Origin of the sequence: Leeuwenhoekiella sp. NPDC079379 (genome assembly GCF_044542075.1) — a bacterium.
Lineage (GTDB): Bacteria > Bacteroidota > Bacteroidia > Flavobacteriales > Flavobacteriaceae > Leeuwenhoekiella.
The window spans coordinates 267049-290436 of the sequence record NZ_JBITTU010000001.1 but is presented as its reverse complement, the minus strand read 5'-3'; the positions used below and the strand labels follow the sequence as shown (position 1 = coordinate 290436).

17 protein-coding genes, 3 tRNA genes and 1 pseudogene are annotated in these 23388 nt (G+C 35.7%); 7 read left to right on the top strand and 14 right to left on the bottom strand.

Annotated features, from left to right (window positions below; translation table 11 throughout):
- The first annotated feature begins 454 nt into the window (after positions 1–454).
- Positions 455–1120 (top strand): DNA-binding response regulator, encoded by a 666-nt coding sequence (locus ACIGAM_RS01225; protein ID WP_396509651.1) that lies wholly within the window; start codon positions 455–457, stop codon positions 1118–1120.
- 33 nt (positions 1121–1153) lie between these two features.
- Here ACIGAM_RS01225 and ACIGAM_RS01220 read toward each other — a convergent pair whose 3' ends face one another.
- Positions 1154–1972: an endonuclease/exonuclease/phosphatase family protein gene (locus ACIGAM_RS01220; protein ID WP_396509650.1), complete on the bottom strand. Its 819-nt coding sequence runs from the start codon at positions 1970–1972 to the stop codon at positions 1154–1156.
- A gap of 334 nt (positions 1973–2306) precedes the next feature.
- Here ACIGAM_RS01220 and ACIGAM_RS01215 point away from each other — a divergent pair, with 334 nt between their 5' ends.
- The 6 genes from ACIGAM_RS01215 (at position 2307) to ligD (ending at position 7617) form a co-directional block, all read left to right on the top strand.
- Positions 2307–2474 carry an adenylosuccinate synthetase gene (locus ACIGAM_RS01215; RefSeq protein ID WP_396509649.1) on the top strand — a complete coding sequence of 56 codons (168 nt, stop codon included), beginning with the start codon at positions 2307–2309 and terminating at the stop codon, positions 2472–2474.
- Between the two features lie 155 nt (positions 2475–2629).
- Positions 2630–2905 (top strand): hypothetical protein, encoded by a 276-nt coding sequence (locus tag ACIGAM_RS01210; protein ID WP_396509648.1) that lies wholly within the window; start codon positions 2630–2632, stop codon positions 2903–2905.
- A gap of 12 nt (positions 2906–2917) precedes the next feature.
- Positions 2918–3373: a hypothetical protein gene (locus ACIGAM_RS01205; RefSeq protein ID WP_396509647.1), complete on the top strand. Its 456-nt coding sequence runs from the start codon at positions 2918–2920 to the stop codon at positions 3371–3373.
- Between the two features lie 21 nt (positions 3374–3394).
- Complete coding sequence (locus ACIGAM_RS01200; RefSeq protein WP_396509646.1) at positions 3395–4243, top strand: SDR family oxidoreductase; 849 nt, start codon at positions 3395–3397, stop codon at positions 4241–4243.
- 166 nt (positions 4244–4409) lie between these two features.
- Positions 4410–5186, top strand: coding sequence for a Ku protein (locus ACIGAM_RS01195; RefSeq protein ID WP_396509645.1), 777 nt, complete (start codon positions 4410–4412; stop codon positions 5184–5186).
- A gap of 4 nt (positions 5187–5190) precedes the next feature.
- Positions 5191–7617, top strand: a complete 2427-nt coding sequence (ligD, locus tag ACIGAM_RS01190; RefSeq protein ID WP_396509644.1) for a DNA ligase D — start codon at positions 5191–5193, stop codon at positions 7615–7617.
- Between the two features lie 81 nt (positions 7618–7698).
- Here ligD and ACIGAM_RS01185 read toward each other — a convergent pair whose 3' ends face one another.
- The 13 genes and pseudogenes from ACIGAM_RS01185 to ACIGAM_RS01125 all read right to left on the bottom strand — a co-directional run bounded on the left by ACIGAM_RS01185 (position 7699) and on the right by ACIGAM_RS01125 (position 23306).
- Positions 7699–8370 (bottom strand): type 1 glutamine amidotransferase domain-containing protein, encoded by a 672-nt coding sequence (locus ACIGAM_RS01185; protein WP_396509643.1) that lies wholly within the window; start codon positions 8368–8370, stop codon positions 7699–7701.
- 364 nt (positions 8371–8734) lie between these two features.
- Positions 8735–8808 (bottom strand) — tRNA-Asp (locus tag ACIGAM_RS01180).
- A gap of 114 nt (positions 8809–8922) precedes the next feature.
- A complete protein-coding gene (locus tag ACIGAM_RS01175; protein ID WP_396509642.1) occupies positions 8923–9852 on the bottom strand; it encodes a DUF58 domain-containing protein in 930 nt (309 codons plus the stop codon).
- 95 nt (positions 9853–9947) lie between these two features.
- Positions 9948–10493, bottom strand: coding sequence for a ClpP family protease (locus tag ACIGAM_RS01170; RefSeq protein WP_396509641.1), 546 nt, complete (start codon positions 10491–10493; stop codon positions 9948–9950).
- Positions 10494–10705: 212 nt separating this feature from the next.
- Positions 10706–11032 (bottom strand): thioredoxin, encoded by a 327-nt coding sequence (gene trxA, locus ACIGAM_RS01165; protein ID WP_028376699.1) that lies wholly within the window; start codon positions 11030–11032, stop codon positions 10706–10708.
- A gap of 631 nt (positions 11033–11663) precedes the next feature.
- A pseudogene (locus ACIGAM_RS01160) lies at positions 11664–13049 on the bottom strand (DUF2075 domain-containing protein).
- A gap of 843 nt (positions 13050–13892) precedes the next feature.
- Positions 13893–18275, bottom strand: coding sequence for a DNA polymerase III subunit alpha (gene dnaE, locus ACIGAM_RS01155; protein WP_396509640.1), 4383 nt, complete (start codon positions 18273–18275; stop codon positions 13893–13895).
- Between the two features lie 291 nt (positions 18276–18566).
- A complete protein-coding gene (locus ACIGAM_RS01150) occupies positions 18567–19013 on the bottom strand; it encodes a PA2169 family four-helix-bundle protein (RefSeq protein WP_396509639.1) in 447 nt (148 codons plus the stop codon).
- Between the two features lie 184 nt (positions 19014–19197).
- Entirely contained in the window at positions 19198–19644 is a 447-nt protein-coding gene (locus ACIGAM_RS01145) for a PA2169 family four-helix-bundle protein (RefSeq protein ID WP_396509638.1), read from the bottom strand.
- Between the two features lie 201 nt (positions 19645–19845).
- Positions 19846–22284: a zinc-dependent metalloprotease gene (locus tag ACIGAM_RS01140; protein ID WP_396509637.1), complete on the bottom strand. Its 2439-nt coding sequence runs from the start codon at positions 22282–22284 to the stop codon at positions 19846–19848.
- 76 nt (positions 22285–22360) lie between these two features.
- Positions 22361–22960: a hypothetical protein gene (locus ACIGAM_RS01135; RefSeq protein ID WP_396509636.1), complete on the bottom strand. Its 600-nt coding sequence runs from the start codon at positions 22958–22960 to the stop codon at positions 22361–22363.
- A 146-nt stretch (positions 22961–23106) separates the two neighbouring features.
- Positions 23107–23190: transfer RNA gene (locus tag ACIGAM_RS01130), tRNA-Leu, on the bottom strand.
- 44 nt (positions 23191–23234) lie between these two features.
- Positions 23235–23306 (bottom strand) — tRNA-Gly (locus ACIGAM_RS01125).
- Between the last annotated feature and the right edge of the window lie 82 nt (positions 23307–23388).

Genomic DNA, 23388 nt, shown 5'->3' with positions numbered 1-23388 from the left:
TATCCAAGACCAGAAGATGATGATGCAGGTTAATAGTTTAGCTTTAAACTCTACTATTGAAAAAAGCATTACTCCTATTTTCTGTGGATTTTTACACTCTTGTGGAAAAGATAACAAGCGCGATTATTTGTAGCAGACTATTCAAGATAGTGTATATTTTTATTTTAATGAGGCACAGGATAAAACCAGTTCTTTAGCAAACCGAAAAGTATCTACAGAAAAAATACAGCGAGGCAAAATTAGCAACGGTAAAATTTTCTGAAACATCAAATTTTCTAGGATTGATTATAAAGATCATGGAGTAGGAGCCTCAAAAGAAGCATTAATTTTAAAAAATGCACTGCGTAATACAGAAAAGCGTATAAAAACCATTAGAGGAACTATTAGTTTTGACACAGAAACAGGAAAAGGCTTTGAAGCCTTGATCTATATACTAAAATAAAAGTTCTGTATTATGTTCAAAAAAGTTCTAATTGCCGAAGATTTTCAAGGTGATAATAAAAGTATCGTTGATACTTTAAAAGAAAAACTGGGGGTGCCGTATTTGTTTGAAGAATTATATTGTGATAAAGCTTACAATAGGATTAGCGTTGCATTAACCGAAAATGACCCATTTGAGCTTCTTGTGACAGATTTATCTTTTAAAGAAAGTCATCTTAAACAAAAGCTTAATTCTGGGGAAGAACTTATCGCTGCTGTACGTAAAATACAACCTGACATTAAGATTATTGTCAATTCTATGGAAGATAATCCGTCTAAAGTACAGGCGCTTTTTGATCAATTAACTATTGATGGATATGTGTGCAAGGGTAGACAAAGCTTAAACGAACTCGTGATGGCTGTGCAGGATGTAAATGAAAATAAAAAGTACACATCCCCACAAATAAATTTAAATACAGATTCTAATTTTTTTCAGCTCGAAGAACTCGATTTAATTGTTTTAAAAAGCCTAGCAGAAGGTTATAGTAAACGTGAAATTAGAGAGCAGTTGATGCAACAAAATCTCAAGCCTAATTCTGAAAGTTCTATAGATAAAAGGGTGAGCAGACTTTTTGTAGAGTTTAGCGTTAAAAATACTACCGAATTAGTGGCTAAACTTATTAGAAAAGGAATTATCTAAATCTGTAAAACAGATTTTCTAAGTCTGAAAAAACTACTGGTTTTTAAATTTAAATTGAATAAATACCGGCAAATGATCTGAAAGATTACGTGCCTTCTCTAAGTTAGCACACGATTTCACAAAATCTAAAACACCGGTTTTGACACCTTGAATATTGTCTGAATAGAAAATATTATCAATAGGGTAGTTAAGATATCCTGAAGCTTTACACAGATTTTTGAGTGTTGTTTTTTGATTTTTAAGAGCCGCTATAAATCCACTTTTCTTTAAAGGATTAAAAACATCTTCCTGCTCATTCATATTGAAGTCACCGGCTAAAAATACGGTTCCGGTAAGTTTATCTAGAATGTAATTTGATATCGCTTTAATCTCGCGCTCTGGGTTTTGATCAAAGGGCCTTGAGTGAAAGTTAATCACTGTAAAAGGTGTTCGATTGTAGTAGAAATCAATGAGAAAGGGTTCACGATCTACGGCTTCATCTATTTGTTTAATTAAGTTACCTCTATTTTTTATTTTGATTTGAGCGGTTTTCCAGAGATACGCATAACGTTCTGTTACATATTTAGGACTATGTGTAGGATCGCTAATAACATAATCCCACTTAGCACCTTTTCGGTTCAAAATATCTGCGAGTTTTGCGACCGCCTGTGCGCCGCCATAGCCTGCAACCACTTCTTGTAAAGGAACAATATCTGCGTCTCTTAAAATTTCGGCTATCGCATTAAGTTCTTCATTGTTTTTTGTTTTGCCAAAATCTCGGATATTCCACGATACTAACGTGATTTCGTTTTGCTGAGCAACTGCGATAAACGAGATACACAGGAAAAAGAGGGTTGCTAATTTTTTAATCAAAATTAAAGATTTATGTTGATGCTAAAAATAGATATTCTCTAAACAACGGGTATATAGAAATCTGTTAGCTTAACTGTAATAAATCTAACGTTCTCATAAAAGAAAACCACTAGTATAATTTATTGACGTTTTAAATTCACGTTACGTGCGGTTGCATTTTGTTTAGTTTCATAATCGTGCTATTTTAAAGGTAAAGTTTGCAAAACTTCTAATTATGATAGTTATGAGTAAATCTCTGAATTCTAAATTTTGAAAATGTTAATGAACATTTGAACTCAATTGATTTATATTATTTTTAAAAATATTTAAAAAATAATCAAACTAAATTAACAGTATGCTCAACCTACTCTTCATTCAATTGCCACACGGTACTCAAAATCCAGATGATAACAATCCTATAGATTTCTCGAGTCCATTTGATTTAATTGTTTTCATTATTCTTCCAATAGTTGTTATACTATTTTATGTATGGTGGAGACGTAAGCGTAATAGAAGAAGTTAGATCTGAATTAGTATACATTTTGTTCAAAAACGGTAATTTTTCATTAAGAAAAGTTTAAATAACTATATTAAATTTTTAATAATTATATTTTCGTATGTAGAAATGCGATTTTAAGTTTTTAATTTTAAAAAATTACTAACGAAAATATGCGCATTATGAACTTCTCCAATGAAAATCATTTTTTAAAGACGTTAGAAGATCTTCAAAAACGTCACCCATTTTCTTTTAAGGAAAATCAGGAATTAGATATTATAAAAACAGCTCCTATATTAAGTTTATCGTATACAGATGAGGGTGGGTTTAATATAAAAGATGGGGATTTTTCTAAAGATGGTTCTGTAGGAACGTATAAGGTAAAAGTAAATTATATACATCCCGATTATTCAAACCCAATAATAGCTGGTTTTCTACCTAATGAGGAATTAAATTAAAATCTCCTTATTATGACTAGTCAAAATTCTACTCAGAACGAGCTTTCTCGGCTTTATGGGATAAAATTTATTTCATCAAAGTATTTTGATACGTATCAAAATCTAGCGATAAATTCTAAGAATATTTTTCTTAGAAAATTATTTAAAAATCTATATACCTGTAAAGCTGATTTTGTAAAATCTATTGAAGAGGTAATAGATGATTCCAGAATTAAAGGGAATCTATCAGACGAACTTTTACCTATTCCAGATAATTTTAAAGAGATGATGCCTGAAATTGGGTTTTCTGATATTATTAAAAACTGTCATCAAATAGAAATTGCTATTCAAGAATCTTGCAAAGCTGAATATTCACAAAGTAAAAATCAACTTGTCAAAAATGTCCTTTATGACTTTATCGAGAAGCATAATAAGTTTATTTGCGAGTTAAAATCTATAGATTTTAACTCGCTGGCAATAACCAATTAACCTAACTAAAATTATAAAGAAATGAATAAGCCAAAGAAATTTCCCGAGCAAAATCAAGAATTACCAGGTAGTGAAAGTCAGATGAATCCCCAGCCCGAAATAATTAGAGAAGGATACAAGGGCTCTGATAAACTTAAAAATAAAGTTGCTTTAATTACTGGCGGTGATAGTGGTATAGGTAGAAGTGTTGCTGTACATTTTGCAAAAGAAGGAGCTTCAGTAGCTATAATTTATAAATCTGAAAGTAATGATGCCGCGTTTACAAAAGAACTTGTAGAGAAAGAAGGGCAAGAGTGTTTACTTTTTGAGGGAGATATTAGAGATGAGTCTTTTTGCAATCAGTGTACTAACGATATTTTAAAGCATTTTAAACAGGTTAATATTTTAGTTAATAATGCAGCAGTTCAGTTTCCTAAAGATAGTGTGGCGAACCTCACAATTTCTGAAGTAAAAGAAACTTTTGAAACTAATATTTATCCCTATTTTTATTTTGTAAAAGCTTTAGAAAGTCAATTTAAGAGTGGCGATTCTATAATTAATTCTACTTCTGTAACTGCATATAGAGGCTCCTCACATTTGTTAGATTACAGTAGTACAAAGGGTGCTATAACCACTTTTACGCGCTCATTAAGTAAAATGTGGGCGTCTAAAAATATACGTGTTAATGGTGTTGCACCAGGGCCTATCTGGACACCATTAATACCGGCAACATTTGATGACGTATCAGATTTTGGTCAGGATGTACCATTAGGAAGAGCAGGTCAACCCAGCGAGGTGGCACCAGCTTATGTATTTCTTGCTTCAGAAGATAGCAGTTATATTACAGGTCAGGTAATTCACGTTAATGGAGGTGAAGTCGTAGGTGCTTAACTCTCTCAACAATTAGCTAAAGGGGCAATTACAGAAGTAGTTGCCTTTTTTTATAGGATAAATTCAATATTTATAATTCTTCAGATTACTTTATTGTTTCCGTGTTAAAGTAATTTGAAACTATCTCTAATACACTTGTTTAATAAGTAATTTTAAAATAAAAATTATGAGATCTATTTGGAATGGTACATTAAGCTTTGGTCTGGTATCTATACCTGTAAAACTATTTTCAGGTTCAGAAGATAGAAAGCTTGATCTAGATATGCTCGACAAACACGATAATCAAAGAATACGATATAAGCGTGTTAATGAGAAAACCGGTGAAGAAGTAGTTTGGGGTGATATCGTAAAAGGTTTTAAGAAAGATGATAAATATGTCATTTTAGAAAAGGAAGATTTTGAAAAGGCTAATCTTAAAAAGAGTAATACCATAGATATCGAAGAATTTGTTTCAGAAGACGATGTTGCAGATGTCTTATTCAAGAAACCCTATTTCTTAGAGCCTCAAAAGGAAGGTAGCAAATCTTATAACCTGCTTAGAGATGCTCTAAAACGTACTAATAAGTTAGGTGTGGGGACATTTGTTATGCGACAGAAGGAGCACCTTAGTCTTATAGGTCATTACAAAGACGCTTTGGTTTTACACGTAATTCGATTTAATGATGAGATTAGAGACCCTTCAGAACTCAAATTACCTAAAACAAAAGTCACCAAGAAAGAGGTAGATATGGCAGTTTCTTTGATTGAAAACTATTCTGAAGAATTTGATTTATCTAAATATAAAGATGTCTATAATGATCAACTTATGAAAATCATTAATAGCAAAGCAAAAGGTAAAACAACTAAAGTAGAAGAAGTAAATGTTAAGCCTACAGAAGCTAAAGATCTTATGGCTCAATTAAAAGCAAGCCTGGAAGCTCGTAAGAAGAAAAAGGCGTCTTAATTTTATGAGTCTCAAAAAGTATAACGATAAACGAAATTTTGAGAGTACACCAGAACCTTCAGGTACTCTTAATGAGGAAAACCTAAATCGTTTTGTTATTCAGATTCATAAAGCCTCACGTTTGCATTTTGATCTGAGGTTAGAATTAGATGGTGTACTTAAAAGCTGGGCTATACCTAAAGGTCCTTCTTTAAATGTAAAAGTTAAGCGACTCGCTATTCAAACTGAAGATCATCCTGTGAACTACCTAAATTTTGAAGGAGTAATACCTAAAGGTAATTATGGCGCAGGAAAAATGAAAATATGGGATAAGGGTTATTTTGAATTTAATAATACCGGCCCATCTACATCAAACCAGTTACTTAAAAAGGGAGATTTAAAACTTACCTTTTTTGGCACAAAAATAAAAGGTGATTTCGCTTTAGTCAGAATTAATGACCCTAAAAATAATAATCAATGGCTACTCATAAAAAAACAGGATGAGTATGCAACCGAATTAAATTACACTATAGATCTACCTGATTTTGCTTTACCTCAAAAACAAGCAATTCTCCCAACAGGTGAAATTAAAATCGACCAACAGGTTAAACCTATGTTGGCGACTTCTACCAAAGAAATTTTTAATAACCCCGATTGGATTTATGAAATCAAGTGGGATGGTTACCGCTTACTATCGTATGTAAATGAAGGTGATGTTATTCTTCAATCCAGAAATGGGCAATCTTATAATGAAAAGTTCAGTCTTATTAAAGAAGAGCTACAATCTCTCCCTCAAAATGTAATTCTTGACGGTGAGTTAGTAATACTGGAGGAAGATGGCCTTCCTAACTTTCAAAAGTTACAGAATTACGAGCGAGGTAAAACAAAAGGAGTTCTAAGGTATTATGTTTTTGATATTGTATATCTCAATGGATATGATATGCAGCAACTTCCATTAATAGACCGTAAAAGTTTTCTGCCAGAGCTATTAGAAGGGTTGGAGCATTGTGTGTATTGTGACCATATAGAAGGCATGGGCACTATGTTTTACAACCAGGCTATAGAAAGTGGTCTAGAAGGTGTAATAGCAAAGAAAAAAGACAGTAATTATTATCCCGGGCTTCGGTTTGAACAGTGGCTAAAAATAAAAAATATAGAAAGCGACGAATTTCTTATTTGTGGTTATACCAGCCCAATTAATAAAAGTGATCACTTTGGCTCGCTAATTCTAGGGCATTATATAGAAGAAAATTTAATCTATGCAGGTAACTGTGGAAGTGGTTTCTCTAATGCCCAAAAGAAAGAATTGCTATCAAAATTTAAAATCCATGAAATTTCTTCGACACCTTTCAATCAAAAGATTTCTTTAAAGGGAAGAGAAGCACACTGGATGAAACCATATTTAGTTTGTGAAGTAAAGTATATGGAGAAAACACAAACTGGTTTATTAAGACATCCTGTATTTAAAGGTTTACGTTTTGACAAGAAGGTTGATGAGGTATCGCAACCTAGGGCTTCAAAGAGTTTAAAAACGAATACTACTACAGAATCAGATTCTGTGTTAGATATAGATTCTATGAAGGTTCCTATTTCTAATATTAACAAAGTTTATTGGCCAGAAGCAGGACTTTTAAAATACGACTTGATTGATTATTATATAAAGGTTTCAAATTATATACTTCCCTATTTAGTTGACAGGCCACAAAACCTTCATAGACATCCTAACGGAATTAATGAATCTAGCTTTTATCAAAAGGATAATGAATATTTACCAGAATGGGTAGATAGCAAGGCTATCTATTCAAAATCTGTAGACAAAGAAATAAACTATTTACTATGTCAAAATGAGGCTGCACTCATATACATGGCAAATTTAGGATGTATAGAAATCAATCCGTGGAATTCTAGAATATCTACTCTTGACTATCCAGATTATGGTATTATTGATCTTGACCCTTCAAAAAATAATTCATTTGATGATGTTATCGAGACCGCTCAAGCTGTTAAAGAAGTTTTGAAGTCTGCAGATATCCCCGGATATTGTAAAACTTCAGGATCAACAGGATTGCATGTATATATACCAATGGGTGGAAAATATACGTATGAAGAAGTACGTAACTTTATTAAGCTACTATGTCTTTACGTTAACGAGATGCTTCCGGAAATCACCAGTCTAGATCGTTCATTAAAAACCCGGGGAGATAAAATTTATCTTGATTATTTACAAAACAGAAAAGGGCAAACCCTTGCATCCCCTTATTGCGTGCGGCCAAAGGAGGGAGCTACTGTATCTACTCCTCTGAAGTGGGTAGAAGTAAAAGCAGGTTTATCTATTAAAGAATTTAATATAAAGACGGTAATCAATAGATTTTCAGAAAAGGGAGACCTCTTTAAGGGTGTTCTCAAAGCGGGAATAGATATGAATTTAGCATTGAGTAATCTTGAAGAGTAAATGAATATTAAAAAATTATCCAAATAAAAACGGGCATTCAATTTTGAATGCCCGTTGTAAATATTGTGATATATATATGGGTTATATCGAACCCCAAAAGTTAAGTAAAGCCTTTGCAGTAGGTCCTGCAGATAAAGGATTTTGCCCTGTAATTAATAAACCGTCAATTTCTACGTGCGATATAAATGGAACGGCTGCATTCTTATATTTTGCTCCAAGCTCTTTTAGACGATCTTCTAATTTATAAGGTATATTATTTGAGCGCAATGCTAATTTTTCTTCAGTATTTGAAAAGCCAGTTATCTTTTTGTTTTCTAGTAACGAAGGATTTATTTCTGCAGCTTTTAAGAGTGCTGCCGGACCGTGGCAAACTGAAGCTACAGGTTTTCCGCTTGCTATAAAATCTAAAATTAATTGAGCGCTTAATTCATTTGAAGCTAAATCAAACATAGGGCCGTGGCCACCGGGGTAAAAGACAGCATCAAAATCAGCTTCAGTGACACTTTCTAATTTTAACGTAGTATTTAAAGCAATTTGAGCAACAGAATCATTTTTAAAGCGCTTATTTGATTGCGTAATATTTTCAGTTAGTTGACTCATTTCATCAATAGGGGGATGACCTCCTTTAGGACTTGCTAATGTGACCTCATACCCGGCATCAATAAATTCATAATAAGGATCTGTAAATTCTCCTATCCATAACCCTGTTTTACTCTTAGTATTTAACAACTCTGCGTGAGAAGTGAGGATCATCAGTATTTTTTTAGGTAGCATAACTTGGTTGTTTTAATTCGCTTAGATTGATTTTGGTTTTAATGAATTTCCGATTTTTCAAGTGAGTTGAAAGCCAAAAATCTGCTAAAATTTGTTCCCTCTTTATAAGATTTTTAAAGCTGGTATTGTTCTTAGAAGCGAATCCAGGTTTTCTCTTTTCTAGAGATTGTTAGATATAATAAATTGTAAAAAGGCTAAAGTTGAGGTATGTGTGCAAAATGCCGCACGTGTTAATTGAAGAAGGTGATTAAAATATAGAAGAGAAATCTGTTAAGGCTTATTCTTCCTTAGCATTACGGGATTCCTATAAACAAAAAAAGCCCTTCTTTCGAAGAGCTTTTAGCGGTCTGGACGGGACTCGAACCCGCGACCCCATGCGTGACAGGCATGTATTCTAACCAACTGAACTACCAGACCAAATATTTTAAGAACTTTTGAAGATTAGAAGCGGTGATCATTTCCTTTCTTGCGGGTGCAAATATACACCCATTTTTTAAGTGTGCAAACAAAAAATGAAACTTTTTTCAAATACTATAAAAACTGTTTACGTTCTACCAGAAATGTGCTCAGTATAGGAGCAAAGCCTCTTTGTATATCTGCCTTCACATATTTTATGCGATACTGTGCGCAGCGTAATTTAAGAGCCTCAAAATAAGCATTTACCAGTTTTTTATAGTCTTCTTTTAAGTTGTCTGAAAAGACATCAATATGCTTTCCGGTTTCCACATCTTCAAAACGCTTAGGCGTACTGTCAAAATTAAAATTTAATTCTGTAGCGCTATCATACGTATGAAAAAGTACCACCTCGTGCTTATTATATTTTAAATGCTGTAACGCTTCAAAGGTTTTTTCCTGCTCAATTTCATTTTGAAAAAAATCACTAAATAAAAACACAAGCGATCTGCGCTTCAGTTTTTCGGCTATGAAGTGAAGATTAGCGTAAGTATCTGTTTTTACCGCACTGTCTGGCTTTATAAGTGTTTGATTTAACTGATCTAGCAACATATGATGATGACGTTCACTTCCCTTTTCGGGGGCGTAATACTCAAAATTTTCAGCATAAATACTTAAACCTACCGCATCTCGCTGTTTTTTCATTAACTGCATAATTGCAGCAGCAGCTAATACCGAAAAGGCAATCTTATTAGGCTTGTTTAAATCTGAAGAAGTTAATGCAGGGTAGTGCATGCTACTGCTGTTGTCTAAGATAAGATGGCAGCGTAGATTTGTTTCTTCCTCATAACGTTTTGTATAAAGCTTGTCTGTGCGGGCGTAGAGCTTCCAGTCAATGTGCTTCGTACTTTCGCCGGCATTATAGACCTTGTGCTCTGCAAACTCTGCAGAAAAGCCGTGAAACGGACTCTTATGCATACCGCTAATAAACCCCTCAACAACCTGACCGGCTAGGAGCTCCAGATTATTAAAACCGGCAATAGCATTAAGGTGTGCTTGAAGATCCATGATAAGTTATAAAAAAAACAGTCTCAATTAGCGATTAGCTAAAAAATGAAATCTTTAGCTGGGATCGCGTATTGAGACTGCTTACTTAAAAATTTTTAGATTACACCGTCAACGATTCCGTATGATACAGACTCGTCTGCACCCATCCAGTGGTCACGGTTAAAATCTTTCATTACTTTTTCAAAATCCTGACCGCAGTTATCTGCAAGAATTTTTGCGCTCAATTCTTTAGTTTTTAGAATTTCCTGAGCAGTAATCTCAATATCACTAGCCTGTCCACGAGCACCACCACTAGGTTGATGTATCATAACACGGGCGTGAGGTTGTATAAAACGACGACCTTTCTCACCTACTGAAAGTAATATGCTTCCCATACTGGCAGCAAGACCGGTACATATTGTAGAAACCGGGCTTTTTATAGATTTAATCGTATCGTAAATAGAAAAACCTGCAGTCACATAACCACCTGGGCTGTTAATATATAATTGTATTTCTTTATCGCTTATTGCATCTAAGTACATAAGACGGTCTACAACGTGCTTTGCACTCTTGTCATCTACCTGTCCCCAAAGAAAAACTTTACGTTCTTCCAGCAATTTAGCATCAATAAGATCTTGTGGTTTACCTTTTTTATTTTCCATTGTATAATTTTTATTTCAGATGCCGCTATATTAAAACAGCATATAAATTTCGGAACAATTTTTTTAATCTCCTTAACAAGTATAAACAATAAGTTTAAGAATAGCTTGTAAAATCACCGAAGTATCACAAGCATTAGTTTACAAGTTTGAGACAAAAATAAAAAGGTCTGACGCTAAGCCAAACCTTTGAATTTTATTTTAAAAATGTCTTCTTATGCTTCGCTTAGTAAACCTTCTAAAGCTTCAGTATAAGTAGCTTTAGGGGCAACACCTACCTGGCGACCTACGACCTCTCCGTTTTTAAACATTAAAACAGTAGGTATGTTACGCACGCCATATTTTGCTGCAAATTCTTGGTTAGCATCAACGTCAACTTTACCTACTACGGCTTTGCCTTCATATTCTTTGCTTATTTCTTCAATAACGGGGCCTACCATTCTACAAGGACCACACCAAGCTGCCCAAAAGTCTACAAGTACTGGTTTATCAGATTGTAGTACAGCTTCGTCAAATGTTGCGTCAGTTATTTCTAGTGCCATTTTGTTTCTTTATTTAGGTTATTAATGTAAAATTAGTCAATTATTTATCTAAAGCTTACAATCAGCGAATTAGATTTGACTATGATTTTATCAGTTATATTGATTAGTAATTTAGTGTTTTAGCTTAATTACTTAGAAGTTTTTTAAATCTTATTATTTACTGCGTAATTATTGTGTCTTCTTATAATTTAAAATTTCTAATAATTGGAAAGGCTAAAATGAATTTATAAGTAGTTTTTTTATAATTTATTGAGCGTAACCCCTCGGGTCAGGCTATACGTTGCAAGTCCGCACTCGTTCCTCGCTGTGGGCTTTTCACTGCTATCCCTTACGCGGGTTTCAAGATAGTTTCGTCACTCTGAATTAAGTTTAGGGTCGTAAAAAATATGTTTGTTGTGCTGAAAGGGCTAATAATACGGTGTTGTAAAGAGAGATTTTAAGATCTGGGCGTAACCCTTCGGGTCGGGCTATACGTTGCAAGTCCGCGCTAGTGCCTTGCTGTGGGTTTAATACTGCTATCCCTTACGCAGTTTACGATAGTTTCGTAACCCTCAACTCGTTTCAAGTCGCATATGTTGCGTGTGTGATACTAAATGGATTCTATATTAAAAAAGTTAAGAAACCATTATCGTCAAATCACTTTAAATCCAATAGTTCTCAAGTATTCAAAAGTAGGATTATAGAATTTTGGATTCCGAGTATGATCTTCTATACTTCCCTCAGGAATTACAATAACCATTCCTTGCCTAGCACGAGTTAACAGTACGCGATATGCATTTAGAAGATATCTTTTTCGATCCTCTTTGTGTATATTTTGCCATTTATTTCCCTTAAAGGAATAGGGCTGCCATCCCTCTTCAGAGTATCTTAAGTCTCCATCCCAAGTAACACAAGCCCAATCTAGCTCTAAACCTTGAACTTGAAATTCCGTGGCAACATCTTCTAGGAAATAAGAAGATCTGATATCATCTCTTCCGTTTAAAAACCAATTCACGTGATTTATGGGAGACCTGACGTCCATTGCTAAGGGTTTTAGTCTATATGCTTGAGAAGAAACTACAATTCCATAACGTTCAGATCCTCTCGCTTTTTCTTTAAGCCAATTTTTAGCAGTTTCAATGTTTCGAGTTATCACAATTGGATATTTCCCGTTTAACAATTTTAAGGTTTCTATAGCATTCTCGTCAACATCAAGAAGCTCTTTAACTAACTTTGAAACATATTCAGCTCGAAAGGATCGCATAGAAACAGAGAGGTGTAAATCTTCATTAAAAATTACAGTGCTCTTTTGTTTTAGTTTTTTGATAGCTTCAATGACATTGTATTCCTTTGCATACAAATTTGGAGAAATTCGAGTTTCCCAATCTGGAAATTCATTTTCGATAGCTTCAATCCATTCTGTAATGCCAGCTTCTCCAGTATTTATTTCTTGACCACCACCAACTAGGCAAATAACCACAGCCCAATCTTTGTGCCTATTCAAACAAGAAATTAAAAATTCGGGTTCAGAATATTGAAAGTTTGGTTGGTTTTTCTTTTCTCGCATAAACTTGACAGTTTGTTCGCGCGTCCAAGCTCTTTGTGCCTCGTCAAAAATTGCAACATGATCATAAGGAGCTTTTGAATCTCTCAAGTATTCATCTCTATAATGATGAATAATTTGTATGAACGTCTTAACACTTTATTTGGCAGTCTTTTTTGTTATTTTTTTTCCTTTTATTTTTTCCTGAAGAACTTTATCTCTTGTAAGAGCTTCTTGAAGAATATCGACAAGTGGTTTGTTGCCAGATAAGAAAACACTAGAATTTCCTTTTTTCTTATCTAAATGTTCAGCGGCGACTTTTAGCCCAACAAGTGTTTTGCCTGCACCGGGAACACCAGTTACAAAACAGATTATTTTTTTGTTTTGAGACTTGGCAAGATCAATTGTTTCGGAAATATATTTGGTTGTAACTTTTAGATTGGTGGCATCAGCATCGCTTCTTGTGATTTCTTCTACATTGTGATTGTTATACATTGAAACCGCAGCCTCAATAATTGTTGGAGTAGGAGAATAACTTCCAGAAATGAATTTTTCGGAATTTATAAGACTTCCATTTTTAAAGAAGTCAAGCGAATTTTCAAGACTTAACTTTAAATTTATTGCATTAGTTTTTATTGGATTGATAAGATTATCACCGTGACTCGTTGCAATTATTTCAAATGGAGAATTCCCTGCTTTAGTTGCAACTAAAATGGGAATTAAGATCATTTTATGGCTTGGTTCGTGGAAATTTTTAAGATCTAAAGCATAATCCCAAACTTGCTCGATATTGTGTTTTAAAAATTGTTTCTCACCTACTTTGAATTCAATAACAAATACTATATTTTCTATAATTAAGAGACAGTCAACTCGTTTGCCCATACGAGGTATAGAAAATTCAAAGTATATAGTTCCAATTTTTCCAAGTAAAGTATTTTTCAATATTTGAATCTGACCTTCCCAAGCAAATAGTTCTGTATTTATATGACCTGTTCTACTATTAACAGATATCTCCCCAATTATATTCTCAATTGGTTTTTTGAGAAAGTCAGAGATTGAATCGCAATAATAATAGTTCAGCATTTTACGAATTTAAGTTATTCAATGTTTCTTATTCTACCTGTGCCATCTCCCCACACTAAATTTAGTTTTTACTTCACGTTTAATTCAGTGGAGCTTATGTTGCTAGTGTTATGCTAAAACGAGTTCATCATTAGAGAAAGCGTTAGGGATAGCAGCGTAAATCCTCCTTGTTGCCCTTTGCAACAAGGAGATTGCAGTGTATAGCGCGACCGTTAGGGAACGCCCAAACAGCAAGGCTAATTATGCAAAAGCCTGTTAATTAAGTTTAAAACTAAATCGCTGTGCCTTCAATTCATTTAACAACGCGCTACTTATGTTTACTTTTTTCTTTCTGCTAGGCATATGTAATGCTATTTTTTCATCAGATTCAAAGACATAAAAATGCAGGTTATGATCACCACGATGGTTAAATAAAGTTTCGCGCAGCTCATCAATACGGCCGCTTTGTACTTCTTTTAAATCGAGGTTAATGGTAAGTTTTTTGCTAAAGGTTTCCATCACATCCTGCAGCTGCATAAAATTATTAAACTGCATTCTGGGATCTCCTTTTTTACCGGTATCGCGGTTTGTCCATCCTTCACGTACAAAAACACGCATATGCACAAATGAGTTGGGTATTAAAAAATGCCTAAACTTTAAATACTCTTCGCCAAACATCCTAAACTCAAACGACTCTTCAAAATCTTCTACCGTAAACATCGCCCAGCCTTTTCCGTTTTTAGAAACCCGGTGCTGCACGTCGCTAATTACTCCTCCAATGGTGATTTCGCGGTTGAGGTGGTTATCAAGGTTATTGAAGTCTCTAATTTTACCGTTGCAGTAATTTTCCATTTCTAACTGAAAATCGTCTAGCGGGTGCCCGCTTATGTAAATACCTACTACTTCTTTCTCGCGACGCAGTTTTTCCATCGTTCCCCATTCTTCACAGGGAGGCACAACCGGCTCCGGAATTTGTACTTCACTGGCATCGCCAAACAAACTTACCTGTGACGAATTCTCATTTTCCTGAAATTTAGCTCCGTATTTTACTGCTTTTTCAAGAAAGGTAATTCCGTCACCTTCATCTTTAAAATACTGTGCACGGTGGGTACTGGTAAAACTATCCATCCCGCCGGCAAGTGCCAGACTTTCAAAAGCTTTTTTGTTAGCAGCCCGCAAATCTATACGTTTTGCAAGGTCAAAAACAGAACGATACGGCCCGTCTTTACGATTGTCAACAATGGTTTGTACTGCGTTAGCCCCAACGCCTTTTACAGCTCCCATACCAAAACGCACAGCGCCACGGTCGTTTACAGTAAACTTTCTAAACGATTCATTCACGTCTGGCCCTAATACTTCAAGTCCCATACGTTTACACTCTTCCATAAAGAAGGTTACCTGCTTAATGTCGTTCATATTGTTAGACAGTACCGCAGCCATATATTCGGCAGGATAGTGGGCCTTGCAATAAGCAGTCTGGTAAGCAATCCACGCATAGCAAGTAGAGTGCGACTTGTTAAAAGCGTAGGCAGCAAAAGCTTCCCAGTCTTTCCAGATTTTATTTAAAACCTCTCGCGGGTGTCCGTTTTTCTCACCACCTTCAAGAAACTGTGGTTTCATCTTATCAAGTACCGATAAGATTTTTTTACCCATCGCTTTACGCAAGACATCGGCATCACCCTTACTAAAGCCTGCCAGGCTCTGCGACAAAAGCATCACTTGCTCTTGATATACGGTTATCCCGTACGTTTCTTCAAGGTATTCCTGCATTGCAGGCAAATCGTATTGTATTTCTTCGTTACCGTGCTTACGCGCAATAAAACTCGGGATATATTCCATTGGCCCAGGACGGTACAAGGCGTTCATGGCAATGAGATCTTCAAAAACGGTAGGTTTTAAGGCCTGCATGTGTTTTTGCATTCCCGGTGATTCATACTGAAAAATTCCTACCGTATCACCACGCTGAAAGAGTTCATAGGTTTTTGCATCATCTAGCGGAAAATTATCTGGATCGAGATCAATGCCGTGTTTGTGTTTTACAAGTTTAACGGTATCCTTAATCAGCGTAAGGGTCTTAAGACCCAGGAAGTCCATTTTTAGAAGCCCGGCTTCTTCAACTACCGAGTTGTCAAACTGGGTAACGTATAAATCTGAATCTTTTGCTGTAGAAACAGGTACAAAATTAGTAATGTCATCTGGAGTAATAATCACTCCACAGGCGTGAATGCCGGTATTACGCACCGAACCTTCGAGCTGACGGGCTCTTCGTAAGGTCTGACCTTCGAGATCATCTCCTTCGGCAAGGTTTAAGAGTTCGTTTACTTTTATAAGATCATCAGATCTAAATTTTTTCTTTAAATCAGCCTCGCTTTGTCCAAAAATCTTGGCAAGCTTAGACATGTTTGGAATTAACTTTGCAATACGGTCTGCATCACCTAACGGAAGGTCTAGCACTCGTGCAGTATCTCTAATAGATGACTTTGCAGCCATAGTACCGTAGGTAATAATCTGCGCCACCTGATTTGCACCGTATTTATTAATCACATAATCCATAACCCGGCTTCGGCCCTCATCATCAAAATCGATATCAATATCAGGCATACTTACACGATCAGGATTTAAGAAGCGCTCAAAAAGCAGATCGTATTTAATAGGGTCAATGTTTGTAATTCCCAGACAGTAGGCCACAGCAGAACCGGCAGCAGAACCCCGACCGGGACCCACAGAGACATCCATGTTTCGGGCTTCACGAATAAAATCTTCTACAATAAGGAAATAACCCGGATATCCCGTATTTTCAATAACGCTCAACTCAAAATTGAGTCGCTCTTCAATTTCCGGTGTCAGATCTGGATAGCGCTTTTTAGCTCCCTCAAATGTGATGTGCTTCAGGTATTTGTTTTCACCACGCTTGCCGCCATCTAGTTTGTCTTCTTCAAATATAAATTCTTCGGGGATTGTAAATGCAGGTAATAAAACATCGCGCGCTAATACAAAAGCTTCAATCTTATCTACCACCTCACTCACGTTACTTATCGCTTCCGGAAGATCTGTAAACAGAGCTTTCATTTCTTCCGCAGTCTTGAAGTAGTATTCTTCATTATCGAGTCCAAAACGATACCCGCGACCACGACCTTTAGGTGTGGCAACTTTCTCACCATCTTTTACACACAATAAAATATCGTGAGCAGAAGCATCTTCTTTCTCAATGTAGAAGGTGTTGTTTGTAGCGACTAGTTTTACATCGTGAGTTTTAGAAAACTCAACCAAAGTCTGATTAACGCGGTCTTCATCTTCCTGCCCGTGACGCATAATCTCGATATAGAGATCTTCACCAAAGGTTTCTTTCCACCAGAGTAAGGCTTCTTCAGCTTGCTTTTCACCTACATTGAGCACTTTACTGGGTACTTCGCCATATAAATTTCCGGTAAGTACGATAAGGTCTTCTTTGTAGCGCTCTACAATCTCCCGGTCTATACGCGGAACGTAGTAAAATCCGTCTGTATAAGCAAGGGAAGCCATTTTTGCGAGGTTGTGATAGCCCTTTTTATTCTTGGCGATAAACACAATCTGATAACCGTTGTCTTTCTGACTTTTATTTTTATGATCCTGACATACGTTGAGTTCGATCCCAACAATAGGTTTGATAATGGTTTCTGTAGGTTCTTCTCCTGCAGCGATCAACTCTTCATTTTTGGCAAGTGCACCTTTGTTGTGTGCAGTTAACGCCTTCACAAAATGGAAGGCACCCATCATATTCCCCATATCGCTGATGGCGACTGCAGGCATCTGATGTTTTTTTGCAGCAGCAACCAGATCGTGTACACTTGAAGTAGATTGAAGGATTGAAAACTGCGAGTGGTTGTGCAAATGCACAAAATCTACCTTGGCAAGTTGGGCCTTATTTTCCTTGATTTCTTCTCTGGAAATATCTGCCTGATCTACCTTTTGTAGCGTCTTGCGAATTTCTTCGGAAGCTTTTTTGAGATTTATATGCTTAAGTCCAATAAATTGAATCGGCTGCGGATTAGCTTCTGAAAAGTTTTCAAAATATCCTGCCGGTACATCTAATTCTTCCTGAGTAAAAATGCGACGGCGTACCAGTTCAAAAAAGCAACGTGTGGTTGCTTCTACATCGGCGGTGGCATTATGTGCTTCAGAAAATGGCTTGTTAAATAAATATTGATGTAATTCGGTAAGAGTAGGGAGTTTAAATTTTCCGCCACGACCTCCGGGAATTTGACATAGTTGTGCTGTTCTTTCGGTACAGGTGTCTAAAACCGGGAGTTCTTGTAATTGATTTGTAACATCAAGACGATGAAATTCTGCACCCATAATGTTTAAATCAAAACCTACATTTTGACCTACAACAAATTTAGTTTTATCTAAAGTGGCTTTAAATTTCCCTAGAACTTCGCCTAATGGTAAACCATCTCGTTGAGCCAATTCTGTAGAAATACCGTGAATACGCTCTGCATCAAAAGGAATATCAAAACCATCTGGTCGTATTAGATAATCTTCGTGCTCAAGGCAGTTACCCATGTCGTCATGAAGTTGCCACGCGATTTGTATGGCTCTGGGCCAGTTGTCAGAATCTGTTATGGGAGCGTTCCAGTTTTTGGGTAAGCCGGTTGTTTCAGTATCAAATATTAGGTACATCTGGTTCTCATTGGGTAACTCGATAATCGAGAATTGAATCTTTTAATAGCTCTAGTTTTTATAAAAGTTTGAGAAAAAAACTAGTTAAATTTTACAAAGCCTTGTGTCTTAAGACCGAAAATCTAAATGCGTAAAGGTTTAAAATTAAAGAAAAAGAGAGGCTTTAAAAAGTTAACTTTTGAGGAGTTATTAACGTGTATAACTTAAAAAAACAACACCCATCAATAGTTCACTATTGATGGGTGTTATAATGTTTATTTATTGTATTTGGCTAATTCAAATAAACAGGTTTTATGCCATTATTTCAAAAGCTTTTACCTCTTTTAGAGTGCTTTCTATTGTACTCAATTGATTTTTTAGTATTGCTTCTGTTGTAGGTGGCAAATGCGGTTCATTTAGAATAGTTTTATATTCTTCAATGGCATTGTTTTCACCGCGTATGGTCTCTTTTAAAAGTGCTTCTTCACTATTACTAGTTACCGTAGATTTTATATTCATCCATGCTCGGTGCGCATCCCCAGCTAGGCTTGTACCTTTATCAGGAGTCTCGCCATATGCCTTAATCTCATTTTTTATATGATGACCAAAGTCATAGCGCTCTTTTGCTTTGCGATTGAAATAGTCTTTTAAAGTGCCATTTTCGGTATGGTCTGAAGCTAACTTGTAACCTGCTTCAGCATCATAATTTTTGGTTAATAATTCATTTAATTTATTCGAAATTTTTTCTGTGAACTTCATCTTCTTACATCTTTAAATTATCGAAACGTTTTTTTGTATAGTTGAACGTGTCTCGTTGACGTCTGGTATAAGTTAAAAATTAGAGTAGCCTAAAACAAATTTATTAAGAGTGTTTAACTTAATAATCAAGTATTTAACACTATTTAAATCTAGTACTTAAACAGATCTATAACTTATTAAAAACCTATGCTAAGGTTTCAAGAGTTTTTGCTTCTACGAGGGCATTTTGAACACTATCGCGTTGTTTTGCAATAATGTTTGTAGTAGATAATGGTAACTCACCATTTTTTATAATCTCATTATATTCTTCTAGTGCAGTCTTTTCTCCTCTAATAGCTTCTTCCAAAACAGCTTCATCCTTATCTGATGTAAGTGCTGTTTTTAAATCCATCCATAAGCGGTGTGCGTCTCCTGCAAGACTCGTTCCTTTATCTGGCTCCTGACCAAGGCTACTTAATTCAGATTTTAGTTCATGTCCAAAATCATAGCGGTCTTGTGCGCGACTTAGTAAATAATTCTTCAATGCTGAATTCTGAACTTTCTCAGCAGCGTTTTTATACCCCGCTTCAGCATCATAATTTTTCTCTAATAATTCGTTGAGCTTTTTGCCCATTTCATCTGTATAACTCATAGTATTTTTTTTATGTTAGTGTGTCTGAGAAAATCCTAAAACACATTTCAATGTATAGCTAAAAAATACTCGATTTTTAGAATTAACAGCTTTTAACCGCTTTTAAGTCAAATTAACACAGTGTTTAAGAAGTTTTCTGTTAAAAAAATAACGCTCCTCCTATTTAGGAGAAGCGTTAGATGTATAAAATAGGTAGCTTGGTTAATCTACCCTAAAACTGGCATCTATACGCGCAATTAAATCTGCATAATGATACCTGGTCAACGTATCTCTGGAGTTGTTTTTACGTGAATTTAAATCTGAGCGTAGCTGCGTAAGTTCTCCGCGCATAAGTGGTATCACATCTGATATTAGAACCTCTTGGTTATCGTTGTCAAGTTCGTTTAAGTAAGAGGTAGCAATTTCTACATATTTACGCTGTATATTTCTGCGGTAGGCATCAGTTTCTTTCCCTTGATACAATTCCTTAAAAATACCTTTTCTCAAGTCGTTCATTAAAGTAACCACCGAATATGCAGTTATGCCGTTTTTCTGCTCAACTTCAATCATTCTGCCCAGACGCTTACTAGAAAGTAAATTGCTGAGTGCATAAATTTGTATGCTTTTAATCTGATCAATGGCTCCTTCTGCTTCAATGCGATCTAAAATATCCTTATTTAATAACCAGTCTGGTGTTGTGAATGCTTTATCATTTAAAAAGTTTACCGCCTCTTTTTGAATTTCTTTAGAAACGGGTTGATATACTACACCTTCTTGATTAGAGGTTTTTATAGTCTCATAAACACCGCCTACGTTTGTCACCACGTGATTAATATAGCCTCTCCATAAGCGTGCTAATTCTCCGTACACTTCGTTTAAATCATCGTATCCATAGCCTTCTTTTGTAGTCCAGTCTATTAAATTAGGGACAACCTTTTTTAAATTTGCTAAACCATAGCTACTTGCTTTAATGTTATCATCTCCCAAGCTTTCAGTCTGGGAGTGCGGGTCTGTACCGTTAGCGCTTCCAAATTCATACCACGGGTTTCCTGCTTTTTCAAGAATCCATTTATCTAAAGTAGGTTTCTCTTCTAGAGCGCTGTTTGCCTCTGGCAGGTATCTGTATCCCCAGTTAATTGCATATAAATCGTACGGGCCCATCATGCGTATATAGCGTACACCATCATCTCCGGGCTGCGCTACATAGTTTACACGCGCATAATCCATAATAGAAGGGGTGAGGCCATATTTCTGGGTAAAAGATGCTACCCGTAGCGAATCTGTAGGATACGCAGAACTTGCTTTCATATTATGAGGTAAGCCTAAAGCGTGCCCTACTTCGTGAGCAATCACCATGCGCATCATTTCTCCTATTTCTGCTTCGGGAGTTTCTAGAGTGCGTGCTGCCGGGTTTTGAGCTCCTGCTTCAATCATAAAGCGATTACGGTAAGAGCGTAGATGGTTGTGATACCAGATTACATCGCTCTCTATAATCTCACCCGTTCTAGGGTCAGATACAGAAGGTCCTACGGCGTTACGAGTTGTGCTTGCCACGTAGCGAATTACAGAATAGCGTACATCTTCTGGGCTAAATTCGGGGTCTTCTTCTTTTGAAGGGGGGTCTTTAGCGATAATTGCATTTTTGAAACCGGCAACTTCAAAGGCTTTGTTCCAGTCTTCAATACCTTGTTTAAAATAAGGTCGCCATTTTAAAGGAGTAGCGGGATCTAAATAATATATGATGGGTTTTACGGGTTCTACCAGTTCACCTCTTTTGTAAGCTTCGATATCTTTAGGTACTAATTTCCAGCGACGAATAATTTTATAATCATCTGCTTTTAACTGTTCAGAATCGTAATTGTATTTCTTAGATGTAAACCAGCCTACACGATCATCTGCAAGTCGCGGCTGCATTTTGTCGTCTGGAAGAAGAACCATAGATTGATTCATCAGTAACGTGAGAGTGCCGGCTTGATCGCGCTCTGGCGGCTCTTCTGCGTCATAAGTCATTACATGTTTTATTTCAACATTTTTAGGAAAAGCAGCAGCAGACTCGATATATGATCTGCTTCCGTCTAGCTTTTTAATCTTATACTCTTTGCGCAGTCTTGAAGAAACTCCATTTATGGCATCTATGTCTTTTGTAAATAAATCTGTTACTTCAATAATTATATTAGTTGAATCTTTACTTTTTGAGGCTATTGCAGTACTAAAAAGAATAGGGAAGAAATTATTTGCTTCTACAGACTTTGAGATCGGGCTGTTCTCATCGCTTTGATTTTCAAAACTAATTACCTTTAAGTCAATATAGTTGCCACGTTTAGACCAGCGTACCACCTGCTCATTTACCTTAGACCCTGCATTAACATAACCACCCCCAAAACCAGAAGGTACTTTTGCAATACGACTAACTAAAAGCATGTCTTTGCCTAATAAGCTGTCTGGTATTTCAAAATAAAGTTTTTCATCAACAGTATGCGTAGTGAAAAGGCCAGGATCACTTAATGCGCCTTTAGTGATAACCTTGTCATAAGGTTTAAGTTTAGAATCTTTTTTGTCTTTAGTCTCAATCTCTGCGGAAGCTTTGCTGGGGAGCTTTTGAGACTTACAACTGTAAAGTAAAATACATAGGAGAGGTAATAAAATCAGTTTTTTTAGCATCGTATAGTTTTTGATGCATAATTTACAGAATCATTACAAAATCTACACAGCAAAATTTATAGAATTTCACAGCCTATTAATAGTGCTTCTGAAGAACAAATAAGAACGATTGGGCTGCTTCTCTAAATTTTCGTCTTGAATCTGCTTCGAAAGATTTATTTACAGGTTTTTCTGAATTTTGAAATTCAAATAAGTAAGATTCTACAAGTTTAGTAGTGAAAAGGAGTAATACGTCATCTGAAATTTTAGTTCGAAGATTACAAGCATAGCCTTTCTTTTCTTTTGCTATACCCGAACAAGATTCTAAGGGTAGAGTTATAGAATTACCATCTTTAAATTTGAGAGTGAGTTTATCACCAGCTTTAGATTGAGCTAAGTTTTTTCTTGTGCCTAATGTGAGATAATTAGTATTTGCAATATTTTGAAATCCCAGATGTAAAGATTCATCATCTGTAATACTTAATTTATTTGCATTCTGAGTTCGGGTAACATCAAAATACAAACCTATGTTTTTGCCGTCTTCGTGCTCAATATTAATTATGGAGTGCCCGCCCATCGTGTACTCAGTCCTATTTTTGTGAGCCTTTGTTTTTACAAGGTAATTTGGCGCAAACAAAATATTATGTTGAAGACCGTTATCGTTAGATTTTGATCTTTTAAAAAATTTAAAGAGCATAATGATGTCAATTTTCTAATATACGAAAAAATAGAGCTATTATGTAGGGGAGTTTTTAATTCTAGGCTGCAAAAATAACCAAAATTGTATTGATTTTTTGTTAATGAATTACCAATAAAAAAAGCCTCCTGTTGAGGAGGCTTTTGTACTCGGGACGGGACTTGAACCCGTACGAACTAATGTTCATTGGATTTTAAGTCCAACGTGTCTACCAATTCCACCACCCGAGCGTGGGCTTTCAATTAAACATCGTTCAAAAACGATGACAATCTAGAGCGAAAGACGGGATTTGAACCCGCGACCCCCACCTTGGCAAGGTGATGCTCTACCCCTGAGCTACTTTCGCAATTCATTAAACTATGTCGCTTAATGCGGATGCAAATTTACAAGATTTCTTCAATCTGCAAAGCAAATTCTGAAAAAAAATT

Bases quoted from the DNA above. Each gene is read 5' to 3' on its own strand.
- ACIGAM_RS01135 (WP_396509636.1), bottom strand. From the start codon at position 22,960: ATGCTCTTTAAATTTTTTAAAAGATCAAAATCTAACGATAACGGTCTT.
- trxA (WP_028376699.1), bottom strand. From the start codon at position 11,032: ATGGCACTAGAAATAACTGACGCAACATTTGACGAAGCTGTACTACAA.
- ACIGAM_RS01215 (WP_396509649.1), top strand. From the start codon at position 2,307: ATGCTCAACCTACTCTTCATTCAATTGCCACACGGTACTCAAAATCCA.
- ACIGAM_RS01205 (WP_396509647.1), top strand. From the start codon at position 2,918: ATGACTAGTCAAAATTCTACTCAGAACGAGCTTTCTCGGCTTTATGGG.
- ACIGAM_RS01195 (WP_396509645.1), top strand. From the start codon at position 4,410: ATGAGATCTATTTGGAATGGTACATTAAGCTTTGGTCTGGTATCTATA.
- ACIGAM_RS01175 (WP_396509642.1), bottom strand. From the start codon at position 9,852: ATGGATCTTCAAGCACACCTTAATGCTATTGCCGGTTTTAATAATCTG.
- ACIGAM_RS01170 (WP_396509641.1), bottom strand. From the start codon at position 10,493: ATGGAAAATAAAAAAGGTAAACCACAAGATCTTATTGATGCTAAATTG.
- ACIGAM_RS01210 (WP_396509648.1), top strand. From the start codon at position 2,630: ATGAACTTCTCCAATGAAAATCATTTTTTAAAGACGTTAGAAGATCTT.
- ACIGAM_RS01140 (WP_396509637.1), bottom strand. From the start codon at position 22,284: ATGCTAAAAAAACTGATTTTATTACCTCTCCTATGTATTTTACTTTAC.
- ACIGAM_RS01225 (WP_396509651.1), top strand. From the start codon at position 455: ATGTTCAAAAAAGTTCTAATTGCCGAAGATTTTCAAGGTGATAATAAA.
- ACIGAM_RS01150 (WP_396509639.1), bottom strand. From the start codon at position 19,013: ATGAAGTTCACAGAAAAAATTTCGAATAAATTAAATGAATTATTAACC.
- ACIGAM_RS01145 (WP_396509638.1), bottom strand. From the start codon at position 19,644: ATGAGTTATACAGATGAAATGGGCAAAAAGCTCAACGAATTATTAGAG.
- ACIGAM_RS01185 (WP_396509643.1), bottom strand. From the start codon at position 8,370: ATGATCCTCACTTCTCACGCAGAGTTGTTAAATACTAAGAGTAAAACA.
- ligD (WP_396509644.1), top strand. From the start codon at position 5,191: ATGAGTCTCAAAAAGTATAACGATAAACGAAATTTTGAGAGTACACCA.
- ACIGAM_RS01200 (WP_396509646.1), top strand. From the start codon at position 3,395: ATGAATAAGCCAAAGAAATTTCCCGAGCAAAATCAAGAATTACCAGGT.
- dnaE (WP_396509640.1), bottom strand. From the start codon at position 18,275: ATGTACCTAATATTTGATACTGAAACAACCGGCTTACCCAAAAACTGG.